Source organism: Paenibacillus sp. FSL k6-2145 (assembly GCF_037976585.1).
In the GTDB taxonomy this organism is placed as follows: domain Bacteria; phylum Bacillota; class Bacilli; order Paenibacillales; family Paenibacillaceae; genus Paenibacillus.
This window is the reverse complement of record NZ_CP150267.1, coordinates 3,379,367-3,400,330: the sequence shown is the minus strand read 5'-3', so window position 1 is coordinate 3,400,330 and position 20,964 is coordinate 3,379,367. Positions and strand designations below refer to the sequence as shown.

Here is a 20,964-nt window from a genome sequence, read left to right as displayed (position 1 = left end):
TTCTGAAGACTCTATGGATATTGACTCTAACGACGATTATACGAATCATAAATCATGTTATCACTCACATGTCTCCAATGGCTCATCATCATGATATACAACTGATCCAGTGGCATTGTGAGGCTACTTTGGGCAACGCTGATGGTCGCATCGACCATATTGCTGTTGACCGTCATCAATTTGCGTTTCATCCCGTTCTGGCGATCCAGAAAGGCTTTCTCGTCCCGCAATTTGACCCCAATCATTTTCTGTCCCATCAATTCATACATAAAAATATTCTCAACGTCTCTCCAGGCCACTGCCCCTCCTGCGGTATAAGAAGATGCATCCACAAATCCACCCTCATCGATCACAAAAGAAGGTTCCTTCTTAATCATCTTTACCAAACTGTAGCAGAAACATAGCCCAAAAAACAAAATGGATAGAAGTCCAATCACACCCGAGAGGATGGAATCATTCGTACTTGAGGAACTATCAAAAATCAAAAAAAATCCGGCTGCCACAAAAAGTGCTGCCCCTGCCGTAAGCCACGCCATTCGTTTCCGGTTTGGATATTCTACATGCTGTTCATAGGATGTGCTCAATGTGACGTTCCTCCTTCATTACGACTGAATCATACGCCTTCTATATAAACGAATGGTTATGAACCAAATACCCGAATGTAGAACAGGAATTGCATTGTCCATTAAACCAAATTCACCGAGGTTAAACATTAAATTAAGACTATTTTTCATCATTTCTGCGCTTATTCAACATTAGGATTCGTCATCCTTCGAGCAAATCCTTTTAACACACCTATATGAATTGAACAAAGAGTGTTTGCACTGACCACTCCGATGACAGAACAACCTTCCGATCGCTGTTATAAATTCGCCCCTCCCATCCTTAGTCATATTGTCCTGTCCCTAGCTTTCCGTTAATATAAATGGAAAGGTTAGGAAATTAGCCAATTCTAATTCATGGTGGGAGGACAAACAATGATGAGTCAGCGCGGCATAACATCGGAAGATCTTTATCAGATTACATGGGTTAACGATCCAACTCCGTCCCCTCAAGGCGGACAACTGGTATATGTAAGCCGGAAAACGAATGAAGCACGTGACGGTTATTGTTCTCACCTAAGACTGTTGCATCTGGGGAGTCAGAAGGACAGGCCCTTTACCTCTGGAGAGAAGGATCATTCCCCAGCCTGGTCGCCGGATGGGTCCCAGCTTGCCTTTCAACGAGAGGTTGAGGGAAAATCCCAAGTGTGGATTATCGCAGCTGATGGCGGAGAAGCCCAGCAAATCAGTCACCTGAAACATGGCGTCAGTTCCCTGCTCTGGTCACCGGATGGTCATACTTTACTTGTGAAATCATCCGTGGATATGAGCGGAGATGAAGAATCAGAACATACAAATCCTATAGACGATAAACCCAAACTGCTGCAAGAACATGTCGTAGACCGAATTCGCATGAAATCAGATGCCAGTGGATTATGGAACGGTCGACGTTCCCACCTCTTCGCTCTCGCACCGATCGATTTGGAAGCAATTCCTGTAACTACAGGTCATTATGACGTTGGAGACTACGCCTGGTCCCCGGACGGAACATCCATCGCTTGGATTGCGCAGATGCCTGAAGAAGGCGAGGACCATAATGATTACACCCTAACCAATCATGTGTACCTTGCCAAAGCAGACGGATCGGATGTGCAGCAGTTAACCCCGGAAGGATATACGTTCAGCCGACTGGCTTTTGCACCCGATGGACAATCCATTGCACTGCTAGCCAGTGACCGTTCTTATGGAAATGCCACGCTTGTGAAGCTATATACCCTTCCTATATCAGGTGGTGAACCCGTATGTCTGAGTACGGATTGGGACGTACAGTTAAATCACAGCATTGTTGGTGACATGCGATCACATCTGACAACCACAGGGCCTGTATTCAGCAGGGATGGTTCTTCAATCTTCTGTCTGGCGACTATCCATGGTAGTGTCCGCATCGTCAAATTCGCACGAGACGGCAGCAGTGCTGACTATATATTGCCTGACGAACGGGAGATTTATCAGTTTGCAGAGTTGGACAACGGGCGAATCGTTGCTGCTGTAGCCGATACACAAAATCCTGGTGATCTCTATATGTATGAACAACCGGAAGATCCCGGGGTAGAACCGATTCAACTCACCCGCAGCAATCCACAGCTTGAGGATGAGATCCACCTTAGTACACCGGAAACCTTCTGGTTTAATTCCTCAGATGGCCTGCGGCTGCAAGGATGGATCATGAAACCTCACGGCATGGTCGACGGGGTCAAAATCCCGACCATTCTGGAGATTCATGGCGGCCCGCACATGATGTATGGTTTTACATTTATGCACGAATTCCAGATTCTCGCCGCACAAGGCTACGCTGTTGTGTATATCAATCCACGCGGTGGCCTCGGATACGGGCAGCAGTTTGTAAACGCCTGTCGCGGAGATTATGGCGGTGGAGATTATCGCGATCTCATGGAGAGCGTGGATTATGCCCTATCCCAATATGAGTTTATCGATGAATCCAGATTGGGCGTAACCGGGGGCAGTTATGGTGGCTTCATGACCAACTGGATTGTTGGACACACGGACCGCTTTAAGGCCGCTGTTACCCAGCGTTCCATCTCCAACTGGCTATCGTTCTATGGTGTCAGTGACATTGGCTATTTCTTCACAGAAGATCAAATTGGTGGTAACGCGTGGGATGACACGGAAAAACTGTGGAAACATTCCCCGCTCGCTTATGTCGGCAACGTCAGTACTCCGCTACTCATTTTGCATGGCGAACAGGATCTGCGGTGTCCGATTGAGCAGGCCGAGCAATTATACATTGCGTTGAAACGACGCAAACAGACCACTCGTCTTGTTCGTTTCCCAGGTGCCAACCACGAGTTATCTCGTGGAGGTCATCCCCACTTAAGAGTACGTCGTCTGGAGCATATTGCCGGTTGGTTTAACGAGTACTTGTAACGGACTAATATTTAGACTATTAATTACACTATTAATTTAGAGTATAGACCAGATATAGATTCAACCCTAAAAGCCGTCCAATGAAATCTGTTATGATTTCAACGGACGGCTTTTGCTGTTCACCTTTTATAGAAGGAAAGATTACTCTTCGCCCCACACTACGGTGATTTCATTCAGATCCTTGTTGGTTGCAGACACCGAACCTGTGATGGTTACGGCATATTTCCCATCTTCACGACCGACGATGCTGAAGCCGTCTGCCTGGATATCCTGAGTGTTCTGGCTCAAGTTTTTGGTCTGGTAGTAGTCTTTGTAGGATGTTCCAACGGTTAGCAACGTTTCTTTGGTTGTGTAGGTGAGAACAACTTTTTTATCACCATCCATTATGTTCTCAATGAGACTTGTTGCCTTCGCATCCTTAGGTAATGGGAAATCTGCTGGCAGATACTTGGACTTTACGCCTGCTGCCTGTGTGTTCGTAACTGTGGATGGTGATGTCGATCCGCTGTTGCCTGTGGATGGTGATCCACCAGAGGAGCTTGAAGAGCCGATGCTTACTTTATTGTTTTGGGAATCATACTTCACTTCGGTCTTCAACGCATCTGCAATCGAACGAACGGGGAGATATGTACTGCCTTGATATGTAATTGGCGCAAGCTTTTTGCCCTGGTCACCTGTCGGTGTAAATTTCTGTCCGTTCACTTCGATGGCGAGCCCATGGTTTAGATAAGCTTTGATCGTCTCCAGTTGTGTACCTGCATATACACCTGCCGATCCGGTTAACACCATGCCAAACACACCCGCAGCAATCAACCACTTTTTGCTTTTCATCCCTAAACGCCTCCTGAGTTCAAATGTCACCCTTATGCATAATACGATTCAAGACGATCGCTCGATGTACGCGAAAGACTCATGTAGTTATGCTCATCATGTATGGGCACGAGCTTATTCGGATAACAGCCCGTTGTTCCACCAAATGTTAGCAATATAATAGCATCTAACAAGAGGTTGTAAACGATAAATGGACAAAACAGGACCAAGGGCGTACAAAAATAGTCTTTGTTGTATGCCTGCTCTTCTCTGGCTCGTTAAGTTGTTCTTATATGAATAAAGTCCTGAATTCCGGACCATACATATGAAGCAAATCATACACGCACAACAGTTGCGAAATTAATCAATGTATTAGATAATTATTTGTCGATTTGTGGTCGAAGGAACGGAACTCAAGGGGGATTAAATACGATGAATAACAATAACAGTACATTTGACCAGCCTATTAACCGGATCTCTACCGGATCAGAAAAATGGGATGCGCTTGAGGATATCTTCGGCGCTGCTGATGCGCTTCCGATGTGGGTGGCCGATATGGATTTTGCTGCTCCACCATCCGTCATTCAGGCCCTGCAAACACGGATGCAGCACGGGATTTTTGGTTATACAGTACGGACTGAAGCGTATCATGCAGCTGTTGCAGACTGGATGGAACGGCGTCACAACTGGAAAATTAACGATGACTGGATCGTATTCACTCTAGGTATTGTGCCCGCACTCAGCATTGCTGTACAACGATTCACAGAGCCGGGAGATGCAGTGGTCATCCAAACTCCGGTGTATGCGCCCTTCTATGAAGTAGTACGTGGTCAAGGTCGTGAACTGATCACCAATCCTTTAGTAGAGAATAACGGTCATTACACGATGGATCTGGAACAACTGGAATCCAGCTTGCAGACCGGTCGGGTCAAAATGCTGATTCTGTGCAGTCCTCATAATCCGGTTGGACGGGTATGGACTCGTGAGGAGCTTGAAGGACTTACGTCACTGTGTCTGCAATACAACGTACTGATGGTTTCAGATGAAATCCATGCCGATCTTGTTCATCAGCGCGGAACTCATACACCTCTGACCCTGATCTCGGACGCCGTCTCTGATCTAAGCATCATCTGTACAGCTCCAAGCAAAACGTTCAACATTCCTGGCCTCTGCACATCCAACATCATCATCCCCAATGCCAAGTTACGGGAATCGTTCGCGCAGGGTGTAAAAACAATGGGACTTGCCAATATCAGCACACTGGGGGCTGTTGCAACCGAAGCTGCATACAACGGAGCCGAGGAATGGCTGGATGAGTGCATTGCCTATATCCGTGGAAATATGGAATATGTACAGCAATATGTTGCGGAACATATGCCTCAGATTAAAATGCCTCTGCCCGAAGCAACCTATCTGTTGTGGATGGATTTCCGGGAACTGAATATCCCACATGCACAACTATGCAACATGCTTCTTCATGAAGCAGGGCTGGCTTTCAATGACGGGAGCTTCTTTGGAACAGAGGGTACAGGGTTCATGCGTATTAATGTAGCCTGTCCACGTTCCACGGTTGAAGAGGCGATGCGCAGGTTATCTGCGTTGCTAAGCAATTTGTCGGGCAAATAAGCTGTCAGTTACATCAATGTACGTTGCGAACAGAACGTGTACGGTTCGTTAAATGGCGAATATTTGTCAAAAGGGAAAAGGGGTGCCCCATAGTCAAGTCCATGACTCACATTCATGGTCAATGACTTCACAAGGGGCACCCCTTTTGTATTCGATCATTTTATTTATTCAAAACATAATTAAAATTACAGTGAAATCGATATCGGCATCGGAGTAATTCTGTCGCACAGCCTGTCCAACAAATCCCGATCATGGCTTATGATCAATAGCCCCAGATCACGCTGGCGAGCCACTTCCATCACGGTATGCCAGATCTGTGCCTGAGTGATCGCATCCAGCATCGTTGTCATCTCATCTGCGATCACATAACGTGTCGCTGTACCGAGTGCTCGCGCCACACAGAAACGTTGCAGTTCTCCACCGGATAATTCACTCGGCCTACGGTCCAGCCAGGTTTGCTGAATACCCAAAGCTTCGAGTAAATGCTCATCCTGCACAGACGCCTCTTGCAGCACGCGACTCATTCGCCAGCGTGGATTCACAGCCTTCTCCGGGTGCTGGAACACCAGCTGAACCGGACATACTCCTGTACGTGGGAGTGGTTTCCCATCCAAAAGGACTTGCCCTGCAACAGGTTCGGCATATCCTGCAAGAATGCGACCAAGGCTTGTTTTCCCACAGCCACTTGGTCCCCACAAGCCAACTACTTCTCCCTGTTGCACCTGCATGTTCATCTGTTGGAATACCCACGACTTTTGATCGTAACGGTAACTCACATCTCGTGCTTCAAGTGACATGGAAACACCTCACTTCTCCGCCCCGTATCTGACGAAGCTCTGGACGTTGGCGGGTACATGCAACGGTTGCCGCGCTACATCGGGGAGCAAATGAACATCCTGCTGCAATCTCTAGACCCGCCAATGGCTGGGAGCCCGGAAGTGGCTGAAATCCATTCTGCGGCAACGCATTCCAGAGCGCTTTTGTATATGGATGACGCAGACGTTCTCCATTCCCTTTAAAATCATCAACCAGCGCCGTCTCTACATTGGCACCCGCGTAAAATACAGCGATGCGATCGGCTGCCGTGAGGGCTGTCGTGATATCATGAGTAATCCATAGAATGCTTACACCTTGATCTGCGAGTACGCGAAATTGTTTCATGGTCTCGGCCAGCACTTCGGGATGAATGCCTGGTGTCGGCTCATCTGCAATGATCAGCTTGGGTTGACCCGTGGTCGCTGTAGCCATCAACACCCGCCTTGCCATACCTCCGGACAACTCAAACGGGTATTTCCCGGCTGTTCCTTGAGGAAGATGATAACGATCCGTCAGCTCCTGCTCCGTCTTTTTCAAGTGGGATCGAGTCATGAATCTGCGCTTCCTTCCCACATCTTGGGTTACCGGCTGAACTTGTCTCCCCACCTTCATCAGCGGGTCCAAATAACTGACGGATTGCGGGATCAACACCAGTTCGTCTCCACGCAGATGAAGCTGCCGCTCTGGGGTTAAAGGCTTGCCTTCATAGCTAATTCTACCTTCCAACCTGGCATTGGCAGGCAGGATGCCCATAATGGCCTGCGCCAGCACACTTTTACCCGATCCACTTGCACCTACAACTGCCACGATCTCACCCTCGTTTATGGAAAGATCCAGATTCTGAATGACATCAATCTGTTCGTGTCCAAACCAACCATTAGCACGCCGAAATGACACCGACACTCCCTCAATATCAAGCAGAGCCATATTTACCTCACCTCCCTTGAACTACCTGTTCCGTCATTGTCTTCAGACTGTTGCCCAATACATCAAACGCACGAACAACCAGCAACAGTGCCAGTCCCGGGAAAAAGGCAAGCCACCACATGCCAGCAGATAAATATCTCATCGACTCTGACAAAATAATTCCAATTGCCGGTTGTTGCGGGGACAACCCCAGCCCCAGAAACGTAATGGCTGCCTCATGCAGAATCGCATGGGGAAAGATTAGCAGTACGCCCACGAACAGTTGCGGGACCAGATGTGGCAGCATATGCTGCACCGCAATTTGTAACCGCGATTGACCTAACTTATGTGAAATCTGAATGTATTCTGCGGATTTCAGTTGTATCATCTCCGCTCTTACAATCCGGGCCAGATTCGGCCAGTGAGTCAGCGCAATCGCTGCCGCCACTCCTGCCAAACCTCCACCAAATACAAAGGCCAGCATAACCAGCGATACCAGATGAGGTACACTCAGGAACAGGTCGATAATCCATGAGATCACCCGGTCAGCAGTCTTGCTTGAAGCGGCTGCCAAACCCAATAACATTGCGATCATTCCACCACCACATGCAGCAAGTAATCCCACTTGAATGCTGGTTGCCAATCCTTTTAACGTGCGCATGAACATATCTCTTCCGAGCCAGTCTGTGCCAAATGGATGCGCCCAGGTTGGAGCCAAATTCCGATCCATTAGTGAAGTCAGCGTAGAACCAGCCGGAAGCAGCCTGCCCGTCAACCACACAACGGCAATCCAGATCACCGCGAGGCTTCCCCAGATCACCGCTCTTTGACGAGGATTTCGGAAATGTTGATTGCTGGCAGCCGTATAATCTTTTCTCGTTTGGCGTGTTGTTCCTGTTCCTTTTCCAGTCTCAGCTTGTAGTAACCCCGGATTAATGCTGTACCTTGCCTCTTGAGTCGCAGTTTTCACTTTCTGTATTTTGGCTGTTTCTGTCGTCTGCTCAGAGGAGCGTTCTACCGTCTGCTTCATGACATCAGCTCCTCCTTCATCCGTGGATCGATCAAGCGATACAGAATGTCTGCAACCATATTACCTGTAAAAACAAAAATTGCACTGCACATCACAAGTCCGAGCAGCAGTGGAACATCTCCACGTAACCCCGCCTGAACCGTTGCCTGACCAAGGCCAGGGTATGAAAATACCTGCTCTGCAAGCACAGCCCCACCAAACAGTTCACTGAACGAAGCAAACTGTAGCGTTATCGCTGGCAAAACAACATGTCTGAACCCATGTCTACGGAACAGCTGAAATCCACGCTCACCCCGCGCTCTTGCAAACAGAATATAATCTGACTCCAGTACATCCGTAAGCTTCTGCCGGGTATGCAAAGCGATGGAAGCTACCCCAGTCAAACTGAGGGTCAAAGCTGGCAGAATCATATGAATAGCCCGATCTCCCCAAGTGACCTGATCAGCCGACATCCCTGCGGGTACCCCAAGGCCAACTGGAAGCCATCCGAGCCACACCCCAAATACCATCAGCAGCAACAGCGCAATCCAGAATACCGGCGTGGAGGCCAGCGTATAACAATACCAGCAGATTAGACGATCCAACTTCGAATCCCTTCTCATGGCAGCAACTACACCAAGAGTGAAACCGAAGATACCAGATAATAGCCAGGCTACAGCCATAAGCGCTACAGAATTCATGAATCGTTCCTGAATAATATCTGCTACAGGCTGTCTGTAGATCATCGATGTCCCCAAATCTCCCTGTATCAGTGCTTGTCCCCAAGTTAGCAATCGTTCTGTAGGGGATTCATTCAATCCCCACCGTTCTTCGATAAGACTGCGCTGTTCGGCGCTCACCCTGATCATGTCTCCACCAATGTAGGCTTCGATCGGATCAACAGGAGAAAATTGCATTAATATAAACGACAACACGCTGACTCCAACCAATAAAGATACAAGTCGCAACATTTTAAAACCAACAAATCTGGCCCATCCATTCATGCCTGTCATCCAATCTCTCCCCAATTCAGGCTAAAGCTACCGCTGTGCTTCTTATTTCGTGCTGTTATCCCAGGACCATTCCTCCAGATTGGATGTCACCGGCCAGCCGTGACCATGGGGGTGGATCTGTTGCTCGCCAATGTTCAGGCCGTTCTTAACCAGATACAGATGATCTATATTTACGAGCCATGCCCATGGCGCATCCCCCTGATAACTGAAACCTGTTGTTCCATCCCATTCCGCTTTTTGCCAGAACGGCAATGCCTCTTCTTCACTGGTGGCCTGAAGGGCCTTCTCCATCCAAGAATCCACGACTGGATTACTGTACAGTCCTACATTGTAATATCCGTCTCCCTTGTGAGTACTGCTATAGAGGTTATACGTCTCCAATGGATCATGACTGCCCCAACCAAATAATACGGCATTGGAGTAAGCCATCTTTTTTGTCTCTTCACGGCTTTTGCCTTCAACATTGATCTTAATTCCCGCTTGGGCAACCATATCCGCAGTAGCTAACGCCAGGGATTGTCTTGTTAAATCACCTGCAAAATAAAGCAGACTGAACTCGGCCTTAACGCCGTTTTTCTCAACGATACCATCCCCATCTGCATCCACCCAGCCACCAGTCGCCAGAATGCGCTTTGCTTCTTCGAGATTGGCATCCGTAAATACAGCTTCTGCGTTGCTCCAAGGCAGATCATCACTGACGGAATAAGCTGGACGACCGTACCCTTCCAGTACACCCTCAACCAAAGCCTTACGATCAATCACAACGTTCACCGCTTGGCGAATCGCCAGATCGGATGTCACATCATTCCCTGCGGGAAGACCATCGCCCGACTTGGCACCAGCAGGCTGCATGGGGAACATGATGCCCCGGTTATCTACGGTTTTCACGGCCTCTAAGCTCATGCCATTCACCTGTTGTTTGCTAAACGCTGCCGGGATAGCAGCGATATCCACCGTACCTGCCTGTGCAGCGGCGTAGGCTGCATCTTCATCCAGATAGAGGAAGGTGAGTTTGTGGAATGCAGACTTATTACCGTAATATTCTTCATTGGCTTCCACGATGGCCTGTTGTCCTTTGTCCCACTGAACCAGCTTGTACGGTCCCGAACCGACCGGATGTTCCCCATAATCGGCACCATAGGCATGTTCAGGCACAATACCAAGTGTCGTCAGCAGACTGATGAATGTAGACTGCGGCGACTTCAGTGTAAATACGACCATACTATCATCAGGTGCCTTCACATCAGCCATATTCGTCAAATCAATCACAGACCCACTCTGAGCAGCCGTATCAAACGTAAATTTCACATCCTCAGCCGTTAGAGGCTCCCCATCCGAAAATTTCACATCATCCCGAAGTGTAACCGTCCAGGTCAGCCCATCTTCACTAACCGAGTATGCCGTAGCCAGATCATTAACCAGTTGTAGCTTGGCATCCCGCTTCAGCAAAGTACTCTGGAAAAGTGGTGAACCATATTGCCCCCATCCGGTTGTTGGATCAAATCCGCCTTCCGGCTCGGTGCCAACGGCCAGCACCAATTCGTCTTTGGTTGAGGTTGTTCCTGACTGTCCATTCTCTGCTGACGAAGCTGTTGGCGCTGTGCCCTGTGCACAACCAGATAAACCAATGGAACATACAAGCAAGATGCCTAATCCTGTTCTAACTTTTCGTTTTCCCCATCTCCATGAAAATCTGCCCATTCTGGTCGTTCCCCCTCTAAAGTTGTACTGCACTCACTTATTTCGTGTTACTTTTCAGAGAAATTGTAGCACAAAACACAAATCATATGTCAACAAAGTTAACTTCACAATCCATATTTTTTCATATATTTGATTTAATAATTAAAAAATTCTTTAACCGAGCATTTGTAGCGCTCTATAGAGTCAGGTATTATAACAAACAAAAAAACAGACGGTTGGCATCTAACCAATAGTCTGTTTTTTAGATTTGCTATACTTTCATAGAAATTACACTCGTATTTGTCTTACTCCGTAGAGCAATGATGATGGTTGTGACCATGCTGCCCGGTACTTTGATTGTGATCCAGACTTTGATCCGGGTTGCCATCCTGATCATGACTCTGAGCATGAGCCAGTTTGTTGAGTTCATCCACATAAGTCACAGACAATTCTGCATACAATACCCCTTTTTGCACCTGGATCTGTTGATGCAGATGACGCAATCGCCCCAGATTCCCTCGTACGGCAATAACCTCCAGGCATTGGTCATGGTTCAGGTGTACGTGCATATTGGAAATGATGTCATGATGCGCCTCGTGCTGCAGCTCCATCAAACGAATGGGAAGATCACTGATATGGTGATCGTAGACCATCACAATGGTGCCGGCCACATCCTGGTCGGATTGTAATGCAGAAGGTTGCAGTAATGTTTTGCGAACAAGATCACGGAAAGCCTCGGATCGGTTTTTGTATCCCTGTTCCTCAATATACTGGTCAAACTGCTCAATCAGAGGTGTAGGAAACGCCACCCCGAACCGGGTCAAATCTTCTTTATCTGCCATACTTCTCCTCCTGCGCCCTCATTTGCTTCGAGTGTACCACAGACTTGTCTGCTCATCGACTATACTGTTGCATGAATCGTACTGCTGAATGTATCGCCTGTTGTCCAGCGTCACTCTCCAGATCAAATTGATAATCATGTCCCAGCTTCTCTGATGAGTTCGAGAAAAACAAGGTTTCCACCTCAACATCAAGGCGCTTCAATACTTGTGCCAGCTCAATCGATTGACTGGTCAACGGGTCATCATTGCCTGAGGTAATAAATGCAGGCGGGTACGCTGCTGTGGCCTGAAGCACGGTCGACATTTCATGCAGACGTGGATAGTCTTCGAATGTTTTGACTCCCGTATATGACCAGAGAAATGTCCGTATGAGTGGAAAGCCTGTATTGGCTACCGTACTTAGATTGTATGGACCACAGAATAGCAGAACCCCACGCAACTCTTCTGGCTGGGCGGCTGGTGTTATGTTCATCAGGTTGGCGAGAGAAGAATTTGTCACCACTGCCGCAGTCTGACTTGCAATCTGGGCACCTGCCGAATTGCCTGCAAGAAATATGTTTTCCGGGTCACCCTGATACTCACTGACATGGTTTTTCACGTAAGTCAATGCCTGATTCGTCTGGATCACGGGAATGGGATATTTCGTATCCGGTGCGAGCGCATAATTCATACTGACCACAACGTAACCCTGCTTGGCTAATTGAACGGCATAATCTGCGATATCCTTTTTGTCGCCCAAGACCCATCCACCGCCATGAACCCACAACACAACAGGCAAAGGTTCCGATGTTACGGAAGGATAATAGATATCCAGCGTACTGTCATTACTCCCTTTGTCTGCATAGGGTACATCCGCAACACGAATTATCCCATCCGAGAGCATAGTGTCCTTGCTATTTGTGTCAGGATTAGTAGTTTCAATTAATGACTTTAATAAAAATACCGTTATTTTGGGTGTCCATTGTGTACCAATCCCAATAAAAACTATGATCAAAATTAGTACCATGCTGGGAATCCAGTACCATTTACGTTTAAACCCTCTTGCCCCCGTACGTTTCGTTTCTAACTTGGACTGCAATAACTTCACCTCGTTCCATCATCATCGAAGCGTCTTTACGTCTAAAGTTGTGTACGTTGCGGAGAGGACCGGGTTTCCTCTTATTTGGGTCTTTTGGCAATTTCCTGTCTGACTTTCACATATGTAGTGGATACTTTTTGCTCCAGTGTATGAATATTTTGTTTCGAGCCTGCCCACTTCTCTGCTGCAGAAGCCAATGTGTTCAATGAGCTGAGTACACGCGACGTTTGGCTTTGCTTTGTACTCTGTTTGAACTGTTGGAGAGCGTTGGAATATCGTTCTTTTGCCAGACTTGCCTGTTTTTTAGCCGTTTGAATCTGTTTCTTCGCGGAGTCAGCCCCTGCCAGCATAGCTCGTAAACGTTTTATTTCAGCGCTCTTCCATTTACGTGCTTCAGCAAGTTCCTTTTTCTTGATCCGGATGTCTTCTCTGGCAAGCTTCACAACGGGTCTCAACGTCTCTGCCTGAGTGCGGATTGCTGCACTCCATTCCTTATTTTTGATAGCTTTGGCTGCATCCAACTGTCTATTGACAGAACTATAGAGGGCGAATAGCGGTTCGTATCGGGCTTGTGTTTGCTTTACCTTTTCAGCTAGAGCTGCGACCTTCGCAGCATCGGTTTGTCTTATTTCTACACGTAATCGCTCCAATTCCGCGGTATTGGCGGCATGAAGTGTCTTTATTTTTTGTTCCCAAGCCTGCTCTTGTGTCTTCCAGTTCCCCACTTTCTCGTATGCTTGCTTCAACGTTAACTTGGTTTGTGCATCGGCTTTGATCAAAACGGAGTCCCAGGCTTTCTGCGCGGTTACGCCAAGATCTATGCCCGCAGCCTCCACTGAAGAAGCAAAATAGATCGTGCCTGCGCTGAACAGAATTACAAGCCCTATAAACAGGCGTGATCCGAAAATAAGATGAGTCAACGATGGCAATTGACGAAACCGGACGTTACTTTGTTCCATCATGTGACTATGGCTACCTGCTATTGGAGAAGGGAATAGAATGTCACTCGTCTCCATTAAAGCTATATCCGCTGTAACTATATCCTCGATATGCTGTCGCCCCTTCGTTTCTTCCAAAAATCCGTGATGTTCTATGAAGTTATGCGAGCTTGTTCTTTCCAATAGGGAACAACAACATGCCATGGCCTCCTGTTCATTTATCGTTCCCTTCCATGCTTCTGTTTGCATGCGTCTCTAACACCCTTTCTTCTAAAATATTTAGCAGAATAGCCAACGAAATCAGCGAACGACAAAAAAGCACCCGCAAGTCAGGCATTTGCCTGCTCTTACGGGTGCTTCCCTCATAAGCCGTTCCATATGAGATTCGATTGAACGAGTCGCTCGAACCTTTCCTTTTTCTAATATATTCCATTCGTTGTATCTGGTCAAGTCGTACTAGTTTAACTGGTCTAATATCAACCCTTCAAACAACGGGAGAACCCTTCCCGCATTTAATCAACAACGTATACAGCTCAACTTATTGATTGACCAAAATAGCTTTCATTGCCTCGGTCAGATCCTCTTCTTTTAACATCATATAGATGTTCTCGCCACGAATTACATTCAACTTGATCTGATAAACGGTATCTTTCTCTGTTAGATAACCAGACCGTTGACGTTTGAGCAAATCGCTAATGATTTCTTTGTTTTGGGTTGCTATCTGTTTGTTACCACTTAGATTTCCATCGATATATTCGGGCTGCGGTGTAGCCCACTGAAGCGAACCCGGACTGTTAATCTCCTGCTTCGCAAACTGAGCGGAGACAATCTCATCTGACTGGACAAGCAACTGGTCGTATAATTTGTTCTCCTTCAGCCAAGCCAATACCCGATCATAGCTAGGTTTGATCTCAAAATTCCACATCTCCCTCGGTTGAAATGGATCTTTCGAAGTAGAGTCCTGATTCATCTCCGCGTAAGCAAACGACTGCCACGAAGATCGCTGTTCTTCATAGGTCTGATCCAAAATGTCCTGTTTCAACAATGCTTTGAACTCACGGACTTGCTTCGGATTGCTAATATAAACCTTCCGGTATGAACTTATGGCAGAGCGAATGCCGAAACTTAACGCATCTTCATCCAGCTTATACGTTTCAAAGGCGACTCTTTTGTAATCCTGGGACTGTTTCAGAGCCATTAATTCTTGATGGAATTCCGCTTCTGGAATGTAGTATTTACGTTTCATCACCTTGCCGTTATCCAGCTTGTAGTTAATAAATACATACTCATCGTTACGCATACCCGAATTGATCGGATCATTCAGTAAAGGAAGATCGGAATCCACAATTTTTTGATGAAGAGCGATAACTGCCCCCATGTATTCCGGATCATTAGAATAGAGGTGAGCATCGTCCTTTTTCTGAGTGACACCGTTACTGTAGGTATAACTCTCCCCACCAAGCTTGATGCTGTTCACCTTGCTCATTTCAGGCACTCGAGCGGCGTATCCATTCCAGTCGGCAATAGGTACGTACAGTATCAGACCAGCGATGATACCATATAGAATCAGCTTGGGTAGCAGCCTGCTGCTCCAGATCAGCCATGTTTTGCGAATAATCATCTCGGCAACGATATAACCTACAATTCCGCCGAGGATATATCCGAAGATTCCCCACCCAGCTGATCCTCTTGGAGCAATCATTGTAAAGTAACCTCCGCCAATCAGAACCAATGTAAACATCAATCCAAAGCGGAATATAGGTTTTATAAGTTTAAACGTAACTGCTTGAGTAGCAGATTCAACCTGTCTCTTCGCATAAAGTAAATAGGTTAGAGGAATAAACAGGATTGCAAATATAGCATAGATAATTAACTCCAGACGGATTACAGGGAGGTTACTGATCGAACCCACACGCAGGACAAGTGAGAGTTTCTCCGCATTAAAGCCCACTTCTTCAAAAGCATATCCGAGCAAATAATGCTGGAGATGAAGTGACATAATGAACCATACGACAACAGGTAACAAGACGAGTGCGTACACGGTGAGTCCCTGCAATACAGATTGACCAATACACATGCCGACCGCTACAGTTAGCATGAACATAAATAGCGAGTAGATACTCATGCTCAAGCCCCACATCCAGATTGTACTGCCATCGAACAAAAACGCAGGTTGATCCAGTACCGCCCATACCCAGCCGGTAATCGCAGTTGTAATCCAGATTGGAATCAGGATCATGGCATATCCGGTCAACAGATTAATCGTTAATAGATGTTTACGACGTAACGGCAAACTATGGAACAGATCCGAAGGTGCACCAGATTGAATGTACCGAAAAAGAAAGATTCCAGCCGCTACGGGCAGTGTGATAGCGAACAAAATCTGCACTTCACCATTGGCCTGAAACAAACTTGTAATCTGCTGTGGCACATCTCTGTACTCGGTAGCAATATATAAAGGTAACGAGAACAACAATGTGATGAGAAATAAAATGCCTATCCATCCATGCTGTCTGAAATTTTGGATCAGGATGCCCCGGTTACAGAACAATCGGTTGAATATCATACCCTGCGTCCTCCATTTCGTAAATAAAGATTTCTTCGAGCGTCAAAGGCAGTACATCCAGCAGATACGGATCATGTATACGGAATTGATCCGTTACCTGTTGTCGGTTGCCTTTGACAATGTACAGGGATACACTTCCCCGTTTCTCTTCATGTAAAATATCAATCTGCTCATCCATGGCTTTGGCATGGTCCGGGTGGCGGAAAGCGACTTGGATTTTATGCGTATCGGCCTTCAGATCATCAAGATCCTTCTCTACAATAATTCGGCCTTTGTGCATAATCGCCACATGGTCACACAGATCTTCGATCTCACGCAAGTTGTGGGACGAGATGACAATGGTCACCTGACGCTCAGCTGCTTCCTGGAACAGCAAGTTTTTGATCTGCTGACGCATGACCGGGTCAAGGCCATCAATCGGCTCATCCATCAGCAGCACTTCAGGCATACAGCTAAGTCCCAGCCATACGGCTGCCTGACGGCGCATGCCTTTGGACATGCGATGCAGCTTGCGTTTTACATCCAGTTTGAACACGGTAGCCAGTTGCTTGAACCGCTCCTCATTCCAGCGTGGATATACCGAACGATAAAATGCAGCCATCTGAGTTATTGAAGATTGCGGGAAAAAGTAGGGCGAATCGGCCATAAAGATTGTGCGGCCTTTGAGATCCATATTTTCATAAATCTCATTATCTTCGATACGAACAGTCCCGCTGTCCTGACGGTAAATACCAGCCATCATTTTGAGCAGCGATGTCTTGCCTGCCCCGTTGGAACCGAGCAAACCATAGATCGACCCCTTATGTATGTGCATCGTTACGCCATCCACTGCCTTTTCCTGTTCAAATGCTTTGACGACTTGATTCAGCTCAATCATGAGGCTCCTCCTTCTCTATACGGGCCATCGCTTCCTCAAACAAAAGCGTCATATCCGCTTTGGTCAAACCGGAATACGAAGCTTCTGCAATCAACTTCACCAGAGACTCTCTGATCTCATCTCTCATGGCTTCATTCGGATGTTCCACAGACGATGATACGAAGCTCCCTTTTCCCTTCAAAGAATAAATGTAACCTTCACGTTCAAGCTCGCGATACGCTTTCTGAATCGTATTTGGATTTACGGTCAGCTGCGTGGATAACGCACGAACGGAAGGAAGCTGCTCGTCGGGCTTTAGAATACCGTATACGATCATTTCTTTGACTTTGTCCACTAGTTGCTCGTAGATCGCCTTACGGCTGCGTACATCTAATTCGAACATCCCGCACCTCCTTTCTGTAAATGTGTGAAATAACTTATGGGTTTTAAATGACTGTATCTGAGGTGTATGTGCAAATATCTAGGTGTAAAAAGGCGTTACCTAAGCTGTACAGCTGTAGTGCCGTACTATTCAACTCTTAGGTGTATTAACTGTACTACTATTATTAATACAGTTAAATCGAATTGTCAACCGTTGACTTTGACTTCTTGTTTTATTGGGAGTACGTTAATAAAGAGAGGTTATATGGTTCAAATGACATATATAATTTTGGAAAGCAGGTTCATTCCGGCTTAGGACGCGGCACGATCAGGGTGGCGTTCACATGAGGTGAGGCAAAACGGCTATCTGAAGCGATGTGGCTAGATGTGGCTACTCGAAGTGATACGGCTACCCAGAACTTTGCTTGACCGCTTTGACAGAATTACATGTAAAGGTTGTTCAGGTCTTTCCCCTTCCGTTATGATGGAGATGAAGTATTGTTCAATAATCACTGTATCTTGGCTACTTTTTTGTGCGCATTTAATCTGATTGATTGTTAGGTCTGTTATGCGTTATATATTTTGTTTTGCGTTATAGATCTGTTGTCTGCACAGTAGTTGGCTGTTCAGCAGGCAGCTATATTAGAGTTAGCGAGACTATGTACTTGCTTTAAGTTCGGGTTTGCACAAATGAGTTTACACAAATGAGCTACTATGTAGGGATCGGGTGTAGAGTCGGCCAGTTATTCATTTGGTTTGTGGTAAATAATTCGATGGGATATATGATTAACGTTAATTGGGTCGGGGCAGTCTTCAGCCTTTTCAATCGTTTATCTGACCTTTTTGAGCGCCAACTCGTGCTGTCCGCACTGAGCATACATATTGTAGATATGTCTTTCAAAGGGTGGACACAGACATGAGAAAGCACTCTGGAGTTTGATTTCTACATATAGATCATTTGTAATTTTACGTCCGAAAAAATCTATATGTAGTGTGTTATTTTAAAGGATGGGTATAGTACCTTTTTAGAAAAAGTGTCCACTCTTTGAAAGACAAAATGAAGATAAATGTCCTTTCATAGTGGACAAAACTATGTCCGAATTCCATTTATATAAGTTGAACTATACATGTACACGGAAATATAGAAGGCAGTAATAACCCTAAGAAGTGTAGCTAAAAGCTTGCTGTAAGAAAGATATTATGGAGGCATAGGTTACGCTTCGAATACCTCACAAGGAGAATCCGAGATGAATGAACATAGACAGGATAAAGAGCAGAATAATGAACCAAACGCATCATTCGAAAATAATGGACACCACGGGGATTCAACTGGGAAAATAAACACTTCAGATATAAGTCCGGTACACGCAAATTCATCACAACGTGTGTTAATTGTAACCGCGGTTGATGCGGAGAAAGATGCGGTCCTCCGTGGTTTGGGAGACACGGGCGCGGAAAGATTTGACGTCATCGCAGCGGGCGTTGGCCCAGCCTCGGCCGCAGCAGGAACAGCCGCTACATTGGCATATGCCGTAGCGACTGCAAGCACTAGGGCGTTGGCGCAGGGTTCTACTGCGCCAAGCCCATCCGATGTGGCACAGGCATCTGCCACATCTTCAAGGCCGGGGCCCCTTGCCGGAGCCGGATCTTCACCAGCCTACATGCTGGTGATCAGTGCCGGCATCGGCGGCGGGTTCCCCGGCCGGGCAGACGTCGGCTCCCTCGTGGTAGCCGACGCCATGGTTGCCGCCGATCTGGGCTCGCAGACGCCAGACGGCTTCCTTAGTGTGGACGAGCTCGGATTCGGCTCGTCTATTGTAGCGGCGGACGCGGAGCTTGCCGCTCGCCTGCGCCATGAGCTGCAGCGGGCCGGGCTCGCTGTCAGCGGAGGCACTGCGGTCACCGTTTCCACGGCGACCGGAACAGCGGAGACGGCCGCGGAGCTATTGCGCCGCGTGCCGGATGCCGCCGCCGAAGGCATGGAAGGCTTCGGCGTGGCAACAGCTGCCCAGCAGTTCGGCGTGCCAGCACTCGAACTGCGGGCCATATCCAACGCGGTCGGTCCACGCGACCGCGACGCTTGGCGCATCAAGGATGCCCTCGATGCGCTTCAGACTGCAAGTTCCATTTTACGGGAGGTTATTACATCATGAAAATTGCATTTTCCCCTTGTCCAAATGATACATTTATCTTTCACGCGTGGGTGCACGGGTTGATCCCAGGCGCACCTGAGCTGGATGTCCGTTATGCTGATATTGATATTACCAATGGTCTGGCGGCAAATCCCGATGGACCTGACACACCTGAAGTGATGAAAATATCTTATGCAGCACTGCCATACGTGTTGTCTGACTATGCTCTGCTTCCTGCTGGAGGCGCACTTGGCAGAGGTTGTGGTCCTTTGGTTCTGACCGCAAATGGCACGACCGATCCAGCATATCTGTCTGGACGACGGGTTGCTGTGCCTAGTGAACGCTCGACAGCATATCTATTATTCCGTCTGTGGGCAGCGCAAAATGTTCCCGGCGGTGTAGGCGAGATTGTGGTCATGCCATTCGACCAGATCATGCCTGCTGTGCGAGACGGCAAGATCGATGCCGGACTTGTTATCCATGAAGCACGCTTCACGTACCAGAACTATGATCTCAAACTGATGACCGATCTTGGTAACTGGTGGGAAAGTGATACGGGTCTTCCGATTCCGCTTGGAGCGATCATTGCACGTCGCAACATGGATGCTCATGCCCTCGCCGGATGGGCACGCGCCTCCGTTGAATATGCATGGGCGCACCCGGATGAGTCGAGAGCATACGTTATGGAACATGCCCAAGAAATGGACCCTGACGTAGCTGCACAGCATATCGGACTGTACGTTAATGAGTTCAGCGCCAACCTGGGTGATGATGGTTACGGTGCAATCACTGCACTGCTTGGCCGCGCCATGAAAGAAGGACTCGTTCCTGAGTTCGACCTTGATCTGTTGCGAATCTAACTTTACTTTAATTTGAGTTAGTTTCTCTTCGCTCTATATCTAAAGAACACAGCACATCTTATTTAGCCGAATAACGTGGTATGAGAATTCTAAAGAATCCCAGACACTCTATTTAGCTAAAATTCGTTCATATCACCGACAAACACGCCTAATGCCACACAATAACGCTTCTACAATTCGTTAGAAATTGGAATGTGCAGATTTTCGGCGAATAGCGTGTACTCGGTTCATTATAGTCCGTCCCACGGTGTTCTGAGGAGCAAGCTTCGTTGAAGCCTATCCGGGGTATTCGAAAGTCGTTAGAAATTAGTATGTGCGTATTTCCAGCGAATAGCGTGCGCTCGATTCGTTAAAGTTCTGCATAGGGTACATTCGTGGATACAACTCTTAGCTAGCCAGGGTGATGGTCGTGTTCTAACGTCTTGTTTTTGTAAGAGCTTGGTTACTTCGGGTTAATAGAGGTT

General features: G+C 47.2%; 17 protein-coding genes. 4 read left to right on the top strand and 13 right to left on the bottom strand.

What is annotated here, in order from left to right:
* Positions 1-26: 26 nt before the first annotated feature.
* On the bottom strand, positions 27-584 hold the full coding sequence (locus tag NZ043_RS14960) for an STM3941 family protein (protein WP_339312475.1): 558 nt from the start codon (positions 582-584) through the stop codon (positions 27-29).
* A 393-nt stretch (positions 585-977) separates the two neighbouring features.
* On the opposite strand from NZ043_RS14960, the gene NZ043_RS14955 reads away from it, so the two are divergent.
* Complete coding sequence (locus NZ043_RS14955) at positions 978-2,987, top strand: S9 family peptidase (RefSeq protein ID WP_339312473.1); 2,010 nt, start codon at positions 978-980, stop codon at positions 2,985-2,987.
* A gap of 141 nt (positions 2,988-3,128) precedes the next feature.
* On the opposite strand, the gene NZ043_RS14950 is transcribed toward NZ043_RS14955, so the two are convergent.
* Positions 3,129-3,818, bottom strand: coding sequence for a stalk domain-containing protein (locus NZ043_RS14950; protein WP_249911635.1), 690 nt, complete (start codon positions 3,816-3,818; stop codon positions 3,129-3,131).
* A gap of 411 nt (positions 3,819-4,229) precedes the next feature.
* On the opposite strand from NZ043_RS14950, the gene NZ043_RS14945 reads away from it, so the two are divergent.
* Positions 4,230-5,423: a MalY/PatB family protein gene (locus tag NZ043_RS14945; RefSeq protein WP_339312469.1), complete on the top strand. Its 1,194-nt coding sequence runs from the start codon at positions 4,230-4,232 to the stop codon at positions 5,421-5,423.
* Positions 5,424-5,608: 185 nt separating this feature from the next.
* Here the strand turns inward: NZ043_RS14945 and NZ043_RS14940 are convergent, their stop codons facing one another.
* From NZ043_RS14940 to NZ043_RS14890, 11 genes are all read right to left on the bottom strand, one after another.
* A complete protein-coding gene (locus NZ043_RS14940) occupies positions 5,609-6,220 on the bottom strand; it encodes an ATP-binding cassette domain-containing protein (protein WP_339312467.1) in 612 nt (203 codons plus the stop codon).
* Positions 6,210-7,166, bottom strand: coding sequence for an ABC transporter ATP-binding protein (locus NZ043_RS14935; RefSeq protein ID WP_339312465.1), 957 nt, complete (start codon positions 7,164-7,166; stop codon positions 6,210-6,212). The genes NZ043_RS14940 and NZ043_RS14935 overlap by 11 nt, the downstream gene beginning before the upstream one ends.
* 7 nt (positions 7,167-7,173) lie before the next feature.
* Positions 7,174-8,175 (bottom strand): ABC transporter permease, encoded by a 1,002-nt coding sequence (locus tag NZ043_RS14930; protein WP_339312463.1) that lies wholly within the window; start codon positions 8,173-8,175, stop codon positions 7,174-7,176.
* On the bottom strand, positions 8,172-9,167 hold the full coding sequence (locus tag NZ043_RS14925; protein WP_339312461.1) for an ABC transporter permease: 996 nt from the start codon (positions 9,165-9,167) through the stop codon (positions 8,172-8,174). The genes NZ043_RS14930 and NZ043_RS14925 overlap by 4 nt, the downstream gene beginning before the upstream one ends.
* A 42-nt stretch (positions 9,168-9,209) precedes the next feature.
* Entirely contained in the window at positions 9,210-10,868 is a 1,659-nt protein-coding gene (locus NZ043_RS14920; RefSeq protein WP_339312458.1) for an ABC transporter substrate-binding protein, read from the bottom strand.
* A gap of 284 nt (positions 10,869-11,152) precedes the next feature.
* The gene (nikR, locus tag NZ043_RS14915; RefSeq protein ID WP_339312456.1) at positions 11,153-11,689 is read right to left on the bottom strand and encodes a nickel-responsive transcriptional regulator NikR; all 537 of its coding nucleotides are present in this window, start codon (positions 11,687-11,689) and stop codon (positions 11,153-11,155) included.
* 52 nt (positions 11,690-11,741) lie between these two features.
* Positions 11,742-12,767, bottom strand: coding sequence for an alpha/beta hydrolase (locus NZ043_RS14910; RefSeq protein WP_339312453.1), 1,026 nt, complete (start codon positions 12,765-12,767; stop codon positions 11,742-11,744).
* An 80-nt stretch (positions 12,768-12,847) separates the two neighbouring features.
* On the bottom strand, positions 12,848-13,729 hold the full coding sequence (locus tag NZ043_RS14905) for a hypothetical protein (protein WP_339312451.1): 882 nt from the start codon (positions 13,727-13,729) through the stop codon (positions 12,848-12,850).
* Positions 13,730-14,243: 514 nt separating this feature from the next.
* Complete coding sequence (locus NZ043_RS14900) at positions 14,244-16,271, bottom strand: hypothetical protein (protein ID WP_339312449.1); 2,028 nt, start codon at positions 16,269-16,271, stop codon at positions 14,244-14,246.
* On the bottom strand, positions 16,246-17,148 hold the full coding sequence (locus NZ043_RS14895; protein WP_036606401.1) for an ABC transporter ATP-binding protein: 903 nt from the start codon (positions 17,146-17,148) through the stop codon (positions 16,246-16,248). Before NZ043_RS14895 ends, NZ043_RS14900 begins: the two co-directional genes overlap by 26 nt.
* Positions 17,141-17,530 carry a GntR family transcriptional regulator gene (locus tag NZ043_RS14890; protein ID WP_091034217.1) on the bottom strand — a complete coding sequence of 130 codons (390 nt, stop codon included), beginning with the start codon at positions 17,528-17,530 and terminating at the stop codon, positions 17,141-17,143. The genes NZ043_RS14895 and NZ043_RS14890 overlap by 8 nt, the downstream gene beginning before the upstream one ends.
* Before the next feature lie 1,330 nt (positions 17,531-18,860).
* Here NZ043_RS14890 and NZ043_RS14885 point away from each other — a divergent pair.
* Together NZ043_RS14885 and NZ043_RS14880 are read left to right on the top strand one after the other, a co-directional pair.
* Positions 18,861-19,661, top strand: a complete 801-nt coding sequence (locus NZ043_RS14885; RefSeq protein WP_339312758.1) for a futalosine hydrolase — start codon at positions 18,861-18,863, stop codon at positions 19,659-19,661.
* Entirely contained in the window at positions 19,658-20,500 is an 843-nt protein-coding gene (locus tag NZ043_RS14880) for a 1,4-dihydroxy-6-naphthoate synthase (protein WP_036672450.1), read from the top strand. The genes NZ043_RS14885 and NZ043_RS14880 overlap by 4 nt, the downstream gene beginning before the upstream one ends.
* Positions 20,501-20,964 lie beyond the last annotated feature (464 nt).